The sequence below is a fragment of the Mycobacterium sp. AT1 genome, assembly GCF_002043095.1.
GTDB lineage: Bacteria > Actinomycetota > Actinomycetes > Mycobacteriales > Mycobacteriaceae > Mycobacterium.
In genome coordinates this window covers 160,308-175,451 of record NZ_MVOC01000010.1, presented here as the reverse complement: position 1 = coordinate 175,451, position 15,144 = coordinate 160,308, and the positions used below count along the sequence as shown (strand labels likewise).

At 67.1% G+C, this 15,144-nt stretch carries 15 protein-coding genes; 14 read left to right on the top strand and 1 reads right to left on the bottom strand.

What is annotated here, in order from left to right; translation table 11 throughout:
• On the bottom strand, window positions 1–639 hold the full coding sequence (locus B1790_RS06175) for a class I SAM-dependent methyltransferase (protein ID WP_079922321.1): 639 nt from the start codon (window positions 637–639) through the stop codon (window positions 1–3).
• Between the two features lie 94 nt (window positions 640–733).
• Between B1790_RS06175 and B1790_RS06170 the strand changes: the two genes are divergently transcribed.
• The 14 genes from B1790_RS06170 (at window position 734) to B1790_RS06105 (ending at window position 15,116) form a co-directional block, all read left to right on the top strand.
• Window positions 734–1,129 carry a response regulator transcription factor gene (locus tag B1790_RS06170; RefSeq protein WP_198951926.1) on the top strand — a complete coding sequence of 132 codons (396 nt, stop codon included), beginning with the start codon at window positions 734–736 and terminating at the stop codon, window positions 1,127–1,129.
• Between the two features lie 171 nt (window positions 1,130–1,300).
• Window positions 1,301–1,675 carry an NADH-quinone oxidoreductase subunit A gene (locus tag B1790_RS06165; RefSeq protein ID WP_079922320.1) on the top strand — a complete coding sequence of 125 codons (375 nt, stop codon included), beginning with the start codon at window positions 1,301–1,303 and terminating at the stop codon, window positions 1,673–1,675.
• Between the two features lie 6 nt (window positions 1,676–1,681).
• Window positions 1,682–2,239 carry an NADH-quinone oxidoreductase subunit B family protein gene (locus B1790_RS06160; RefSeq protein ID WP_079922319.1) on the top strand — a complete coding sequence of 186 codons (558 nt, stop codon included), beginning with the start codon at window positions 1,682–1,684 and terminating at the stop codon, window positions 2,237–2,239.
• On the top strand, window positions 2,236–2,901 hold the full coding sequence (locus B1790_RS06155) for an NADH-quinone oxidoreductase subunit C (protein WP_079922318.1): 666 nt from the start codon (window positions 2,236–2,238) through the stop codon (window positions 2,899–2,901). Before B1790_RS06160 ends, B1790_RS06155 begins: the two co-directional genes overlap by 4 nt.
• Window positions 2,901–4,217 (top strand): NADH dehydrogenase (quinone) subunit D, encoded by a 1,317-nt coding sequence (nuoD, locus tag B1790_RS06150; RefSeq protein WP_079922317.1) that lies wholly within the window; start codon window positions 2,901–2,903, stop codon window positions 4,215–4,217. The genes B1790_RS06155 and nuoD overlap by 1 nt, the downstream gene beginning before the upstream one ends.
• Window positions 4,214–5,062: an NADH-quinone oxidoreductase subunit NuoE gene (gene nuoE, locus B1790_RS06145; RefSeq protein ID WP_079922316.1), complete on the top strand. Its 849-nt coding sequence runs from the start codon at window positions 4,214–4,216 to the stop codon at window positions 5,060–5,062. Before nuoD ends, nuoE begins: the two co-directional genes overlap by 4 nt.
• Entirely contained in the window at window positions 5,059–6,372 is a 1,314-nt protein-coding gene (nuoF, locus tag B1790_RS06140; protein ID WP_079922315.1) for an NADH-quinone oxidoreductase subunit NuoF, read from the top strand. The genes nuoE and nuoF overlap by 4 nt, the downstream gene beginning before the upstream one ends.
• Window positions 6,373–6,450: 78 nt before the next feature.
• Window positions 6,451–8,838, top strand: coding sequence for an NADH-quinone oxidoreductase subunit G (locus B1790_RS06135; protein ID WP_079922314.1), 2,388 nt, complete (start codon window positions 6,451–6,453; stop codon window positions 8,836–8,838).
• Complete coding sequence (gene nuoH, locus B1790_RS06130; RefSeq protein WP_079922313.1) at window positions 8,835–10,067, top strand: NADH-quinone oxidoreductase subunit NuoH; 1,233 nt, start codon at window positions 8,835–8,837, stop codon at window positions 10,065–10,067. The genes B1790_RS06135 and nuoH overlap by 4 nt, the downstream gene beginning before the upstream one ends.
• Window positions 10,060–10,632, top strand: coding sequence for an NADH-quinone oxidoreductase subunit NuoI (gene nuoI / locus B1790_RS06125; RefSeq protein WP_079922312.1), 573 nt, complete (start codon window positions 10,060–10,062; stop codon window positions 10,630–10,632). Before nuoH ends, nuoI begins: the two co-directional genes overlap by 8 nt.
• A complete protein-coding gene (locus B1790_RS06120; protein WP_079922311.1) occupies window positions 10,629–11,390 on the top strand; it encodes an NADH-quinone oxidoreductase subunit J in 762 nt (253 codons plus the stop codon). Before nuoI ends, B1790_RS06120 begins: the two co-directional genes overlap by 4 nt.
• Complete coding sequence (gene nuoK / locus B1790_RS06115; RefSeq protein ID WP_056555671.1) at window positions 11,387–11,686, top strand: NADH-quinone oxidoreductase subunit NuoK; 300 nt, start codon at window positions 11,387–11,389, stop codon at window positions 11,684–11,686. The genes B1790_RS06120 and nuoK overlap by 4 nt, the downstream gene beginning before the upstream one ends.
• A gap of 2 nt (window positions 11,687–11,688) precedes the next feature.
• The gene (gene nuoL, locus B1790_RS06110; RefSeq protein ID WP_079922354.1) at window positions 11,689–13,563 is read left to right on the top strand and encodes an NADH-quinone oxidoreductase subunit L; all 1,875 of its coding nucleotides are present in this window, start codon (window positions 11,689–11,691) and stop codon (window positions 13,561–13,563) included.
• A 5-nt stretch (window positions 13,564–13,568) separates the two neighbouring features.
• The gene (locus tag B1790_RS06105; protein WP_198951929.1) at window positions 13,569–15,116 is read left to right on the top strand and encodes an NADH-quinone oxidoreductase subunit M; all 1,548 of its coding nucleotides are present in this window, start codon (window positions 13,569–13,571) and stop codon (window positions 15,114–15,116) included.
• Window positions 15,117–15,144 lie beyond the last annotated feature (28 nt).

The following is a 15,144-nucleotide window of genomic DNA, read 5'->3' as shown; positions in this document are numbered from 1 at the left end:
TCAGTCGCGTCGGATCCTGGCCAACCAAGCCGGTTCCTCGACGACCGTACCCACCGGCAACCCGAGCGCCTCGGCGTGCGCCTCCCCCACGATTCCCCGATAGGTCGTGACGGCTAGCGTCTCGATCTGCCAACCGTCGACGAAGGCGGTCCGCACGACGTCCTCGCTCACCGACGGGCCAAAACCCCGGCCAGCGTCCGAGAGGGCCAGCAGATGCAGCACGCCGCCAGGACGAATTGCACGATGCAGGCTCGTGACGTAGCGCGCGCGGTCGGCGTCGTCACCGAAGGCACCGAAGACGTGAAACAGGGCGCTGTCCACCACGGTGTCGTAGCCGGGTTCGGCGTCCAGGGTGAGTGCGTCCCGAACGTCGAAGCGCGCGTCAACCCCCCGGGCGGCCGCGTTGGCCCTGGCCTGTTCGACCGCGTGCGGGGCGAAGTCGATGCCCAGCACGTCGTAGCCGAGCGCCGTCAGCATGATGGTGAGTTCGCCGAGCCCGCATCCGACGTCGAGCACCGCGCCCCGGATGTTGCCGGTTCGCTCGAGTGCGACGACCGCGGGCTGCGGTTCACCGATAACCCAAGGCGGAGTGCCGGATTGATATGCCTCGTCGAATCTGTCCCTTGCTGGTGTGGTCATGAGTCGAGTGTGCAACCTGAACCGAACTCGAGGTCAACCCCCGGTTGGCCGAACCCGGGGTCATCGGCACTGTCACCGTCGTAGCATCGCCCTTGTGCCCGACGCCCCCCTGAAGATTCTGGTCTACAGCGACAACGCCCGCACCCGCGACCAAGTACGGAGTGCGCTCGGCACGCGGGTGCACCCCGACCTCCCGGAGTTGGAGTATCTGGACGTGGCCACCGCACCGGTCGTCATCGCGAACCTGGACCGCGGCGGCATCGATCTCGCCATTCTCGACGGCGAGGCCAGTCCTACCGGCGGGCTTGGGCTGGCAAAGCAGCTGAAGGACGAGGTGGCACATTGCCCGCCGATCCTGGTGCTGACGGGACGTCCAGACGACGCATGGTTGGCGTCGTGGTCACAGGCCGAAGCGGCCGTGACGCACCCGATCGACCCGATCGAGCTCGGCGAGGCCGTGGCGGCACTGCTACGCCCTCCCGCCAGCTAACCAGCACGAAATACGCTGGCGCCATTGGGTTCTCGCGATGAACCGGCCGCGAGACCCTGATGGGCACTTGCTTCTTCGGATCCTATCCAAAATGCGCCAAGCCGACCGTTAACGAGACTAAGCTGTGTCGTAGCTCACATCGACAGCCCAACGAGGGAGCGACACAGCTGTATGAATGCCTATCTGCCCATCCTGGTTCTCGGCGCAATCGCGGCTGCTTTCGCGGTCGGATCGGTCGGAATTGCGGTCCTAATCGGGCCGCGGCGCTACAACCGGGCGAAACTCGAGGCCTACGAATGCGGCATCGAACCCGTAGCCCCCGGATCGCCCGGTGACCTGCTGACCGGACAACGGTTCCCGGTGAAGTACTACCTGACCGCGATGCTGTTCATCGTCTTCGACATCGAAATCGTGTTCCTCTACCCGTGGGCCGTCGCATTCGACTCGCTCGGCCTCTTCGCCGTCGTCGAGATGCTCCTGTTCATGCTCACGGTGTTCGTCGCCTACGCGTACGTGTGGCGACGCGGCGGACTGAGCTGGGATTGAGCTGACATGGGACTCGAGGAACAACTACCAGGCGGCATCCTTCTCTCGACGCTGGAAAAGGTCGCCGGATACGTGCGCAAGGGGTCGCTGTGGCCCGCGACGTTCGGGCTGGCGTGCTGTGCCATCGAGATGATGGCGACGGCGGGACCGCGGTTCGACATCGCCCGGTTCGGCATGGAGCGCTTCTCTGCGACACCCCGGCAGGCCGACCTGATGATCGTGGCGGGCCGGGTCAGCCAGAAGATGGCACCGGTGCTGCGGCAGGTGTACGACCAGATGGCCGAGCCGAAGTGGGTTCTCGCGATGGGGGTGTGCGCCTCCTCAGGCGGGATGTTCAACAACTACGCGATCGTGCAGGGGGTCGACCACGTCGTCCCCGTGGACATCTACCTGCCGGGATGCCCACCGCGACCGGAGATGCTGCTCAACGCGATCCTCATGCTGCACGCCAAGATTCAGGAGATGCCGTTGGGCGTCAACCGTGCCGAGGCCATCGCCGCCGCCGAGGAAGCGGCCCTTGCGTCCCGGCCTACCATCGAGTTCAAGGGGCTGCTGCGGTCATGACGGACGAGCCCGAGAAGATCGGCCAACGCCGCGGCATGTTCGGCGTCAAGGGCAGCGGTGACACGTCCGGTTACGGCAGGCTGATCCGCGACGTAGCACTCCCCGGCAGCTCGCCGCGACCCTACGGCGGCTACTTCGACGACGTCGTCGACGCGCTGGTCACCGTGCTCGGCGAGGACGTCTTCACCGCCGCCGTCGAGCGCGTGGTGGTGTTCCGCGACGAGCTCACCCTCCACGTGCGGCGGGAACACCTGGTGGCGGTTGCGCAGGCGCTCCGCGACGACGCCGCGTTGAGATTCGAGCTCTGCCTTGGGGTCTCCGGCGTGCACTACCCCGTCGACCTGGACCGCGAACTGCATGCGGTCTACCCGCTGATGTCGATCACCCACAATCGTCGGATCCGCGTCGAGGTCACCGCGCCCGACGCGGATCCCCATGTGCCGTCGCTGTTCTCGGTGTATCCGACGACCGACTGGCACGAGCGCGAGACGTACGACTTCTTCGGGCTGGTCTTCGACGGCCACCCGTCGCTCACCCGCATCGAGATGCCCGACGACTGGGTGGGTCACCCGCAGCGCAAGGACTACCCGTTGGGCGGCATCCCCGTGGAGTACCACGGCGCCGAGATTCAACCGCCCGACCAGCGGAGGTCCTACAACTGATGGCCAAGCCCGACACCCCGCCCAAGGAGACAGTCGTCACGGTGGGCGGTGAAGACTGGCAGGAGGTCGTCGACGCCGCGCGCGAGAAGTCCGTCGCCGGCGAACGCATCGTCGTCAACATGGGACCTCAACACCCCTCAACCCACGGCGTCCTTCGCCTGATCCTGGAGATCGAGGGCGAGACCATCACCGAGATTCGCTGCGGAATCGGCTACCTGCACACCGGAATCGAGAAGAATCTCGAGTTCCGGAACTGGACGCAGGGCGTCACGTTCGTGACGAGAATGGACTACCTCTCACCCTTCTTCAACGAGACGGCGTACTGCCTCGGGGTGGAGAAGCTGCTCGACGTCACCGACGACATTCCCGAACGCGCCAGCGTCATCCGGGTGATGCTGATGGAACTGAACAGGATCTCCAGCCACCTGGTGGCGCTGGCCACCGGCGGTATGGAGCTCGGTGCGATGTCGGCCATGTTCTTCGGCTTCCTCGGACGCGAACAGGTGCTTTCGGTCTTCGAGACCATCACCGGCCTGCGCATGAACCACGCCTACATCCGGCCGGGCGGCCTCGCCATGGATCTCCCCGACGAGGCCATCCCGCAGATCGAGGAACTTCTGGCGACCATGCCTGCCAAGCTCACCGACCTCGAGGACCTCCTCAACGAGAACTACATCTGGAAGGCGCGCACCCAGGGCATCGGGTACCTCGACCTGACCGGCTGCATGGCGTTGGGCATCACCGGACCGTGCCTGCGTTCGACGGGTCTCCCCCACGATCTACGCCGCGCCCAGCCGTACTGCGGATACGAGACCTACGACTTCGACGTCATCACCACCGACGAGTGCGATGCCTACGGCCGGTACATGATCCGCGTTCGCGAGATGCGCGAATCGCTCAAGATCGTCGAGCAGTGCCTGAGCCGGCTGAAGCCGGGGCCGGTGATGATCACCAACAAGAAGCTGGCCTGGCCCGCCGACCTCCAGCTGGGGCCCGACGGGCTCGGCAACTCACCCGAGCACATCGCCAAGATCATGGGCGGCTCGATGGAGGCCCTCATCCACCACTTCAAGTTGGTCACCGAGGGCATCCGCGTCCCCGCGGGCCAGGTGTACGTCGCCGTGGAGTCGCCGCGGGGCGAGCTTGGCGTTCACATGGTCTCCGACGGTGGAACGCGTCCCTACCGCGTGCACTACCGCGATCCGTCGTTCACCAATCTGCAGGCGGTGGCGGCGATGTGCGAGGGCGGGATGGTGGCCGACGCGATCGCGGCGGTGGCGTCGATCGACCCGGTCATGGGCGGTGTCGACAGATGACTCTCGTCGATCTCCACCTTGGCCCCCGGCCGGACGAGCCCGGGCCGCCCATTTCCCGCGGGCCACAATCCTATTCGGCCGAGGTGACGGCACGGTTGGCCTCCGACGCCGCCCAGATCATGGCCCGCTACCCGGAGTCGAGGTCGGCACTCCTGCCGCTGCTGCACCTGGTGCAGTCCGAGGACGGCTACCTCACCCCGGCCGGGATCTCGTTCTGCGCAGGGCAATTGAGTCTGAGTCCCGCCGAGGTGACCGCCGTCGCGACGTTCTATTCGATGTACCGGCGCACACCCACCGGCGAATACCTGGTCGGCGTGTGCACCAACACGCTGTGCGCGGTGATGGGTGGCGACGCGATCCTCGAAGTCCTCGAGGAGCACCTCGACCTGCATGCCGGCCAGACCACCGCCGACGGCAAGGTCACCCTCGAACACCTCGAGTGCAACGCGGCGTGCGACTACGCGCCGGTGATCATGGTGAACTGGGAGTTCTTCGACAATCAGACGCCGGCGTCGGCCAGGAATCTGGTGGACGACCTCCGCGCGGGGACGCCCGTGGCCGCCACCCGCGGCGGTTCGCCGTGCTCCTTCCGCGACACCTCGCGGATCCTTGCCGGATTCGTCGACCAACGGCCGGGCGCCAACGACGGCCCGACCGCGGGTGACGCCACCCTGGCCGGGCTGCGAGTGGCGCACGAGCTCGGGATGACTGCGCCCGACCCCCACGAATCTCATTCCACCGCAGCGGGACCCGACGACGAGGAGATCACCGAAGAGGCGGCCCGCAACGAGCCGGCGCCCGGTCCTCAGGCCGATCTGCCACCGACGAACGGGGCGCACTCGTGACGCTGACACCGGTGTTGAGCAGCTACTGGGACGAGCCGTCGTCGTGGACGCTGGAGTCCTATCAGCGCCATGACGGTTACCAAGCGCTGCGGACGGCGTTGGCGATGGACGCCGACGCGGTGATCGGCCTGGTGAAGGACTCCGGCCTGCGCGGCCGCGGCGGCGCAGGGTTCCCGACGGGCCAGAAGTGGTCGTTCATACCGCAAGGGACCGAGGGAGCGGCCGCCAAGCCGCACTACCTGGTGATCAACGCCGACGAGTCGGAACCCGGTACCTGCAAGGACATTCCGCTGATGATGGCCACGCCGCACGTCCTGGTGGAGGGCGCGATCATCGCGGCCTACGCGATCAGGGCGCGGCACGCGTTCATCTACGTTCGCGGCGAGGTGCTGCCGGTGCTGCGTCGGTTGCAGACCGCCGTCGCCGAGGCCTACGAGGCCGGCCTCCTCGGCACCGACATTCTCGGCTCGGGTTTCGACCTCGATCTGGTGGTGCACGCCGGCGCGGGGGCGTACATCTGCGGTGAGGAAACCGCGCTGCTTGACTCGCTGGAGGGTCGACGCGGCCAACCTCGGCTACGGCCACCGTTCCCCGCCGTCGCCGGCCTGTACGCCTGTCCGACGGTGGTCAACAACGTGGAGTCGATCGCCAGTGTCCCCGCCGTGGTGCGCGGCGGTGTGGAGTGGTTCAAGTCGATGGGCTCGGAGAAGTCGCCGGGGTTCACGATCTACTCGCTGTCGGGGCACGTCACCACGCCGGGTCAGTACGAGGCCCCGCTCGGCATCACCCTTCGCGAGCTGCTCGAGTACGCGGGCGGCGTACGGGCGGGCCACGAACTGAAGTTCTGGACACCCGGCGGGTCGTCGACGCCGCTGTTCACGCCCGAACATTTGGACGTGCCACTGGATTACGAGAACGTGGCCAAGGCAGGCTCGATGCTGGGCACCAAGGCACTTCAGATCTTCGACGAGACGACCTGCGTGGTGCGGGCGGTTCGTCGGTGGACGCAGTTCTACGCCCACGAATCCTGCGGCAAGTGCACGCCGTGCCGCGAGGGCACCTACTGGTTGGCGCAGATCTACGAGCGCCTGGAGAACGGAACCGGTCGCCCGGACGACCTCGACAAGTTGCTCGACATCGCCGAAGCGATTCTCGGCAAGTCGTTCTGCGCCCTCGGCGACGGCGCGGCGAGCCCAATCATGTCGTCGGTCAAGTACTTCCGCGACGAGTACGTCGCGCACCTCGACGGCGGATGCCCGTTCGATCCGCACGCCTCGATGCTGGCCGCACCGGAAGGAGCTCTCTCGTGACCGCGAGCAGACGCAAAAGGCCCTCATTTGGGGCCTTCCAGGGCCCTTTACGTCTGCTCGCCGGGGAGGGGTGACCGCGTGACGACAGCAGAGGACAAGGCCGCGCCTACCACCGACGTCGAGATGGTGTCGCTCACCATCGACGACCACCAGATCAGCGTTCCCAAGGGCACGTTGGTGATTCGCGCGGCCGAGCTGATGGGCATCCAGATCCCCCGGTTCTGCGACCACCCGTTGCTCGAACCCGTCGGCGCGTGCCGGCAGTGCCTGGTCGAGGTCGAGGGTCAGCGCAAGCCCATGGCGAGTTGCACCATCACCGTCACCCCGGACATGGTGGTGCGCACCCAGCTGACGTCGGAGGCAGCCGACAAGGCCCAGCGCGGCGTGATGGAACTGTTGCTGATCAACCACCCGCTGGACTGCCCCGTCTGCGACAAGGGCGGCGAGTGTCCGCTGCAGAACCAGGCAATGTCCAACGGGCAGGCCGACACTCGCTTCACCGACGTCAAGCGCACGTTTCCCAAGCCGATCAACCTGTCCGCCCAGGTGCTGCTCGACCGCGAACGCTGCGTGCTGTGCGCGCGGTGCACCAGGTTCTCCAACCAGATCGCCGGCGACCCCTTCATCGAATTGCTCGAACGAGGCGCACTTCAACAGGTCGGCATCGCGGACGAGACGCCATTCGACTCGTACTTCTCGGGCAACACCGTCCAGATCTGCCCCGTCGGGGCGCTGACCGGTACCGCGTACCGGTTCCGCGCCAGGCCGTTCGACCTGGTGTCGACGCCCAGCGTGTGCGAACACTGCGCCTCTGGCTGCGCGCAGCGCACCGATCATCGACGCGGCCGGGTGCTGCGCCGCCTCGCCGGCGACGACCCCACCGTGAACGAAGAGTGGAACTGCGACAAGGGCCGCTGGGCGTTCACCTACGCCACGCAGGGCGACCGCATCGCCACCCCGCTGGTACGTGACGCCGACGGCACCCAACGGCCGGCGTCGTGGTCGGAGGCCGTTGCGGTCGCCATCCGAGGCTTGACCGCCGCGGGCGGGCGCACCGGCGTTTTGGTCGGGGGCCGGCTGACCCTCGAGGACGCCTACGCCTACGCCAAGTTCGCCCGAATCGTGTTGGGCACCAACGACGTCGACTTTCGTAGCCGGGCCCACTCCGAGGAGGAAGCCGACTTCCTTGCCGCGGCCGTCGCCGGGCAGCCGATGTCGGTCACCTATGCCGACCTCGACGCCGCGTCGTCGGTCCTACTGGTGGGGTTCGAACCCGAAGAGGAATCCCCGATCGTCTACCTTCGCCTGCGCAAGGCGGCCCGCAAGCGCGGACTCGCGGTCACCTCGATCGCACCGTTCGCCACCCGCGGCTTGCAGAAGATGGGCGGCACCCTCGTCCCCACGGTGCCGGGTGGGGAGGCCGCGGCCCTGGACGCACTCGACGGCATGGACGCCGGGACGGTCGTCCTGGTCGGCGAACGCCTCGCGACCGCTCCGGGGGCGTTCTCCGCGGTGCTTAGACTCGCCGAGCGCACCGGCGCCAGGATCGGCTGGGTCCCCCGCCGCGCCGGTGAGCGTGGCGCACTGGAAGCCGGTGCGGCGCCACATCTTCTGCCCGGTGGCCGACCGTTGTCGGATGCTACGGCCCGCGCCGAGGTCGCCACGGCGTGGAACGTCGACGACCTGCCTGCCGCCCCAGGCCGGGACACCTCCGCCATCCTCTCGGCCGCCGCTGACGGCACATTGGGTGCGCTGCTGGTCGGTGGCGTCGAGGTCGCCGACCTGCCCGACCCGGCGGCTGCCCTGGCGGGGATCGACGCCGCCCCGTTCGTCGTCAGCCTGGAATTGCGGCACAGCGCCGTCACCGAACGTGCCGACGTGGTGTTCCCGGTGGCTCCGGTCACCGAGAAGTCGGGCACATTCGTCACGTGGGAGGGACGCCCACGGTCCTTCGAGCCCGCGCTACCGCCCAATGCGACGTCGGATTCCCGCGTTCTCGCGGCGTTGGCCGAGGAGGTCGGCGTCGCCCTTGGCCTGCGTGACGCGGCCGACGCCCGCGCCGAGATCCAACGGCTCGGAAGCTGGCAGGGCCCATCGGTCGACGGTCCGAACGTGCCCGTGCCACAGCCGGAGCCGCCGGGGCCCGGACGCGCCGTCCTGGCGGGCTGGCGGATGCTGCTGGACGCCGGCCGGCTCCAAGACGGCGAGCCCCACCTTGCTGGCACGGCACGGCCCTCGGTCGTCCGATTGTCGCCGTCGACCGCTGCGGAGATCGGTGCGCTCGACGGGCAACCGGTCACCGTCGCGACCGACCGGGGTGCGGTCACCTTGGCGCTGGAGGTCACCGAGATGCCGGACGGGGTGGTGTGGCTGCCGCTGAATTCGACTGGCTCCCGGGTGAACGTGACGCTTGGCGTCGCCCCGGGGGCCATCGTGGACGTGGCGGCCGGAGGTGAGCGGGCATGACCTATCCCGATCTGAGCTCCTTCGGGCACGATCCGTGGTGGTTGGTGGTGGCGAAGGCGTTGGGGGTCTTCGTCTTCCTGCTGTTGACCGTGCTGGTCGCGATCCTTCTCGAGCGCAAGATCCTCGGCCGCATGCAGATGCGCTTCGGCCCCAACCGAGTTGGACCGTTCGGCGTGCTGCAAAGCCTCGTCGACGGGGTCAAGCTCGCGCTCAAGGAGGGCCTGATCCCGGCCGGAGTCGACAAGCCGATCTATCTGGCCGCCCCGGTCATCGCCGTCATTCCCGCCTTCATGGCGTTCGCGGTGATTCCGATGGGCGGTCTGGTGAGCGTCTTCGGCACGCAGACTCCGCTGCAGCTGACCGACCTTCCCGTCGCCGTGCTCTACGTCCTGGCGGTGACGTCGATCGGCGTCTACGGAATCGTGTTGGCGGGGTGGGCTTCCGGATCCACCTATCCCCTGCTTGGCGGCTTGCGCTCGAGCGCACAGGTGATTTCTTACGAGATCGCGATGGCGCTGTGCTTCGCCGCGGTCTTCCTGTACGCGGGCACCATGTCCACCTCCGAAATAGTGGCCAAGCAGCAGGGCCTCTGGTTCGTGTTCCTGCTGCTGCCGTCCTTCGTGATCTACGCGGTGTCGATGGTCGGCGAGACCAACCGGGCGCCCTTCGATCTGCCGGAGGCCGAGGGCGAGCTGGTCGGCGGGTTCCACACCGAGTACTCCTCGCTGAAGTTCGCGATGTTCATGCTCGCCGAGTACGTCAACATGACCACCGTTGCCGCGCTGGCCACCACGATGTTCCTCGGCGGTTGGCAGGCGCCGTGGCCGTTCGCCATGATCGACGGCGCCAACTCCGGGTGGTGGCCGCTGCTGTGGTTCACCCTCAAGGTCTGGACGTTCATGTTCGGGTTCATGTGGCTGCGGGCGACGCTGCCGCGGCTGCGCTACGACCAGTTCATGGGGTTGGGATGGAAGATCCTCATCCCCATCTCACTTGGCTGGATCATGACGGTCGCCGTCGTCAGAACACTGCGCAACCAGGGCTACGACGGACTCGCCGTCGTGCTCGTCGCCACCAGCTCGTTCGCCGGCCTGCTTCTGCTGGTCTACCTGTGGCGGATCCTGCGGCACAAGCGGGCCCGTCCCCAACGTCTCGCCGACCCGCCGTCGACCGCACCCGGCGCCTTCCCCGTGCCGCCCATCCCCGCGAAGGAGCCAGCCGATGTCTAAGCGGCCACACCTCGTCGACGCACTCGCCGGTTTCGGCGTGACGTTCGCGACGATGTTCAAGAAACCGGTCACCGAGCAATACCCGGAGAAACCAGGGGCGACCGCCAAGCGGTATCACGGCAGGCACCAACTCAACCGGTACGACGACGGTTTGGAGAAGTGCATCGGCTGCGAGCTTTGTGCGTGGGCGTGCCCGGCCGACGCGATCTTCGTCGAGGGCGCCGACAACACCGAGGCCGAACGCTATTCGCCAGGGGAACGGTACGGCCGGGTCTATCAGATCAACTATCTGCGGTGCATCGGCTGCGGCCTGTGCATCGAGGCGTGCCCCACCCGGGCGCTGACCATGACCAACGACTACGAAATGGCCGACGACAACCGCTCGGACCTGATCTACGGCAAGGACAAGTTGCTCGCACCGCTCCAACCCGAGATGACCGCTCCGCCGCACGCGATGGCGCCGGGTAGCACCGACGAGGACTACTACCGGGGCAACGTGCGGTCCGAGGGCCTGGTCACCCCGCTCGGCATGCCGACGGTGAAGCCGAGGGAAGCCCTGCTGTGACAGCCGATTTCACGCTCCTGGCCGCCGACGCCATAGTCCGCACGTCGACGATGGAGGCCGTGACGTTCTGGGTGCTCGGCACGCTCGCCGTGCTGGGGGCGATCGCCGTCGTCGCCGCGCCCAAGGCGGTCTACTCCGCGATCTTCCTGGCGTGCACGATGATCGCCCTTGCCGTGCTCTACATCGCCCAGGACGCGTTGTTCCTCGGCGTCGTGCAGATCGTCGTCTACACCGGCGCGGTGATGATGCTCTTCCTGTTCGTCCTGATGCTGATCGGCGTCGACTCCGCCGACTCGCTGGTGGAAACCATTCGCGGGCAACGCCTCGCCGCCATCGGTGTGGGTTTGGCCTTCGGCATCCTGCTCATAGCCGGCATCGGCAACGTCTCCGTCAACGGCTTCACCGGACTCGCCGAGGCGAATGCGGGCGGCAACGTGGAAGGCCTCGCCGCCCTGATCTTCGTTCGCTACCTCTGGGCGTTCGAACTGACCAGTGCACTGCTCATCACGGCCACCCTGGCGGCCATGGTGCTGACCCACCGCGAGCGCATCGACCGCCGCAAGACCCAACGCGAACTCGCCACCGAGCGGTTCGCCCCCGGCGGGCATGCGACCCCGATGCCCAGTCCCGGCGTGTACGCCCGGCACAACGCGGTCGACGTGGCGGCGCGACTCCCCGACGGCTCGGATGCCAAGACCTCGGTCAGCGGCATCCTGCCACCACGCACCATGACGTCGGAGAACGGAGCGTCGTCGTGAATCCCGCGAACTACCTGTACCTGTCGGCGATGCTGTTCACCATTGGCGCCGCCGGAGTGCTGTTGCGCCGCAACGCCATCGTGATGTTCATGTGCGTCGAGTTGATGCTCAACGCCGCGAACCTCGCCTTCGTCACGTTCTCCCGCATGCACGGTCACCTCGACGGACAGGTCGTCGCGTTCTTCACCATGGTGGTCGCCGCCTGCGAGGTCGTCGTCGGGCTGGCGATCATCATGACCATCTTCCGGGCCAGGCAGTCCGCCTCGGTCGACGGCGCGAATCTCCTGAGGCACTAGTGATCTGGCTCCCGATAGCGCTGCCGCTGCTCGGTGCAGTGGTCCTTCTGCTGGGCGGCAAGGCCACCAATGCGTGGGGTCATCTGCTGGGGTGCGCCACGGTCATCGCGTCCTTCGCCGTCGGCGCGGTGCTGTTCGTCGGCATGATCGACTCCCCCGCCGCGGACCGCGGCGTGCACGAACACCTCTTCACCTGGGTGCCCGTCGGACAGCTGCGCGTCGACTTCGGCCTCCAACTCGACCAACTCTCAGTGTGTTTCGTGCTGCTGATCACCGGTGTCGGCTCGCTGATCCATCTGTACTCCGTGGGGTACATGGCCCACGACCCGGAGCGTAGGAGGTTCTTCGCCTACCTCAACCTGTTCGTCGCGGCGATGCTGCTGCTGGTGCTGGCGGACAACTATCTCGGCCTCTACATGGGTTGGGAGGGCGTCGGTCTGGCGTCCTACCTGCTGATCGGTTTCTGGCAACACAAGCCGTCGGCTGCCACCGCGGCCAAGAAGGCGTTCGTCGTCAACCGGGTCGGTGACGTCGGCCTGGCGCTGGCCCTGATGGTGATGTTCGCCAACGTCGGAACCGTCTCCTACGAGGGTGTCTTCGGGGCGGCCGGAGAGATGTCTCGCGGAACGTTGACGGCCATCGGTCTGCTCCTCCTGTTGGCCGCCTGCGGCAAGTCCGCACAGGTGCCGCTGCAGTCCTGGCTTGGGGACGCGATGGAGGGCCCGACCCCGGTGTCGGCGCTCATCCACGCGGCGACCATGGTCACCGCAGGCGTCTACCTGATCGTGCGGTCCGGGCCGATCTACGACCTCGCCCCCGACGCCCGCCTCGGAGTGGTGATCGTCGGTGCGGTCACCCTGCTCTTCGGCGCCGTCATCGGGTGCGCGAAGGACGACATCAAGAAGGCGCTCGCGGCGTCGACGATGAGCCAGATCGGCTACATGGTGCTCGCCGCGGGGCTCGGGCCGGCGGGCTACGCGATCGCCATCATGCACCTGCTGACCCACGGGTTCTTCAAGGCCGGGCTCTTCCTCGGCGCCGGTTCGGTCATGCACGGCATGGACGACGAGACCGACATGCGACGGTACGGCGGGCTGCGCACGTTCATGCCGATCACGTTCGTCACCTTCGGCCTCGGCTACCTGGCGATCATCGGCGTGCCACCGTTCGCGGGCTTCTTCTCCAAGGACGCGATCATCGAAACCGCCTTCGCCGCAGGCGGAGTCAAGGGCATTCTGCTCGGCGGGGCGGCGCTGCTCGGTGCCGGCATCACGGCGTTTTACATGACGAGGGTGATGCTGATGACGTTCTTCGGGGAGAAGCGGTGGAAACCCGACACCCACCCCCACGAGTCTCCGATCTCGATGACAGCGCCGATGATCGTCCTCGCGATCGGGTCGGTCGGCGCCGGCGGCCTGCTCGCGATCGGCGGCACCCTCGAGCACTGGCTGGAGCCCGTCGTCGGAGCCCACGAGGAGGCGGCGCACGCCATCCCGGTCTGGCTGATGACCACCATCACGCTCGCCGTCGTGGCCGTCGGGGTCGCGATCGCCTACCGCAACTACGCCATGCGTGCGATCCCGGAGGTCGCGCCGGAGAAGGTGTCCGCGCTGACCGTCGCGGCCCGCAGGGACCTCTACGGCGACGCGTTCAACGAGGACGTGCTGATGCGCAGCGGCCAGCTGGTGACCAGGGGTCTGGTCGAGATCGACGACGAGGGCATCGACGACGTCTCGCGAGGACTGGGTGCGCTGGTTGGGGGCGCCTCGGAACGGTTGCGGCAGGTGCAGACCGGCTTCGCCCGCTCCTACGCCCTTTCCATGTTCGGCGGTACCGTCTTGGTCATCGCCGCGATTCTGGCGGTGAAGGTCTGGTGAGCGGCATGCCGTGGCTGTCAGCCTTGTGGGCGGTCCCCATGCTCGGTGCCGCCGTGGTCATCCTGTTGCCCTCGGCGGCAAGGCATCTCGCGAAGTACGCGGCGCTGGGGCTCTCACTAATCGTGTTGGCGATCGCGGCCCTGCTGGCCGTGACGTTCGACCCGGCGGGCGCGCAGTACCAATTCGTCGAGGACCACGCCTGGATCCCCTCCTTCGGAACGGGATACATCCTCGGACTCGACGGCATCGCGCTGGCCCTGGTGGTGCTCACCGCCGTCTTGGTGCCACTGCTGATCGTGGCCGGCTGGAACGACGCCGGCGACCGCGGCAGATCCACCCACACCTATCTGGCGTTGACGCTGGTGGTCGAGGGCATGGTGCTGATCTCGCTGACGGCGTTGGACGTGCTGCTGTTCTACGTCTTCTTCGAGGCGATGCTCATCCCGATGTACTTCCTCATCGGTGGATTTGGCGGCGAGCACAGGTCGGCTGCCGCGGTGAAGTTCTTGCTGTACAACCTCTTCGGCGGCCTCATCATGCTCGCGGCGGTCATCGGGCTGTACGTGGCGACGGCCAAGAGCGACGCGTTCGCCGCAGGTACCTTCGACTTCCGAGCGATCGTGGCTGCCGTAGCGGACGGGTCGTTGAACGTCGACCCGGCGGTGCTCAACGCCCTGTTCCTCGGCTTCATGTTCGCCTTCGCCGTCAAGGCGCCGCTGTGGCCGTTCCACCGCTGGCTGCCCGACGCGGCCGTCGAGTCGACCCCCGCGACGGCGGTGCTGATGATGGCCGTCGTCGACAAGGTCGGCACGTTCGGCATGCTGCGCTACTGCCTACAACTGTTCCCAGACGCGTCGATCACGTTCCGGCCGTTGATCATCACCCTCGCCGTGATCGGCATCGTGTACGGCGCGGTCGTCGCGATCGGCCAAACCGACGTGATGCGCCTGATCTCGTACACGTCGATATCGCACTTCGGCTTCATCATCCTCGGCATCTTCGTCATGACGACGCAGGGCCAAACGGGGTCGACGCTCTACATGGTCAACCACGGCATCTCGACGGCGGCACTCTTCCTCGTCGCGGGATTCCTGGTGTCGCGCAGGGGAAGTCGTGCCATCGCATCGTTCGGTGGCGTGCAGAAGGTCGCACCGGTGCTGGCGGGGACGTTCCTCGTCGCCGGGTTGGCAACCCTGTCGCTGCCAGGTCTGGCGCCGTTCATCAGCGAGTTCCTGGTCCTGATCGGCACGTTCACCACCTACCCCGTCCTTGCGGTCTTCGCGTCGACGGCGCTGGTGCTCTCGGCGGTCTACATCCTCTGGATGTACCAGCGCATGATGACCGGGCCCGTCGCGGTGGACAACGAGAAGCTGCGTGACCTCGTCCCGAGGGAAATCCTCGTCGTCGCACCGCTGATCGCGCTGCTGCTGGTGCTCGGCGTGTATCCCAAACCCGTGCTCGACGTCATCGATCCCGCCGTCGGCCACACCCTGACGACGATCGGCCAGGAAGACCCGGCACCCCGCGTCGCCGAAGGGAGCCCCGCCAAGTGACGATCACCCCGCCCACCGTCGAATACGG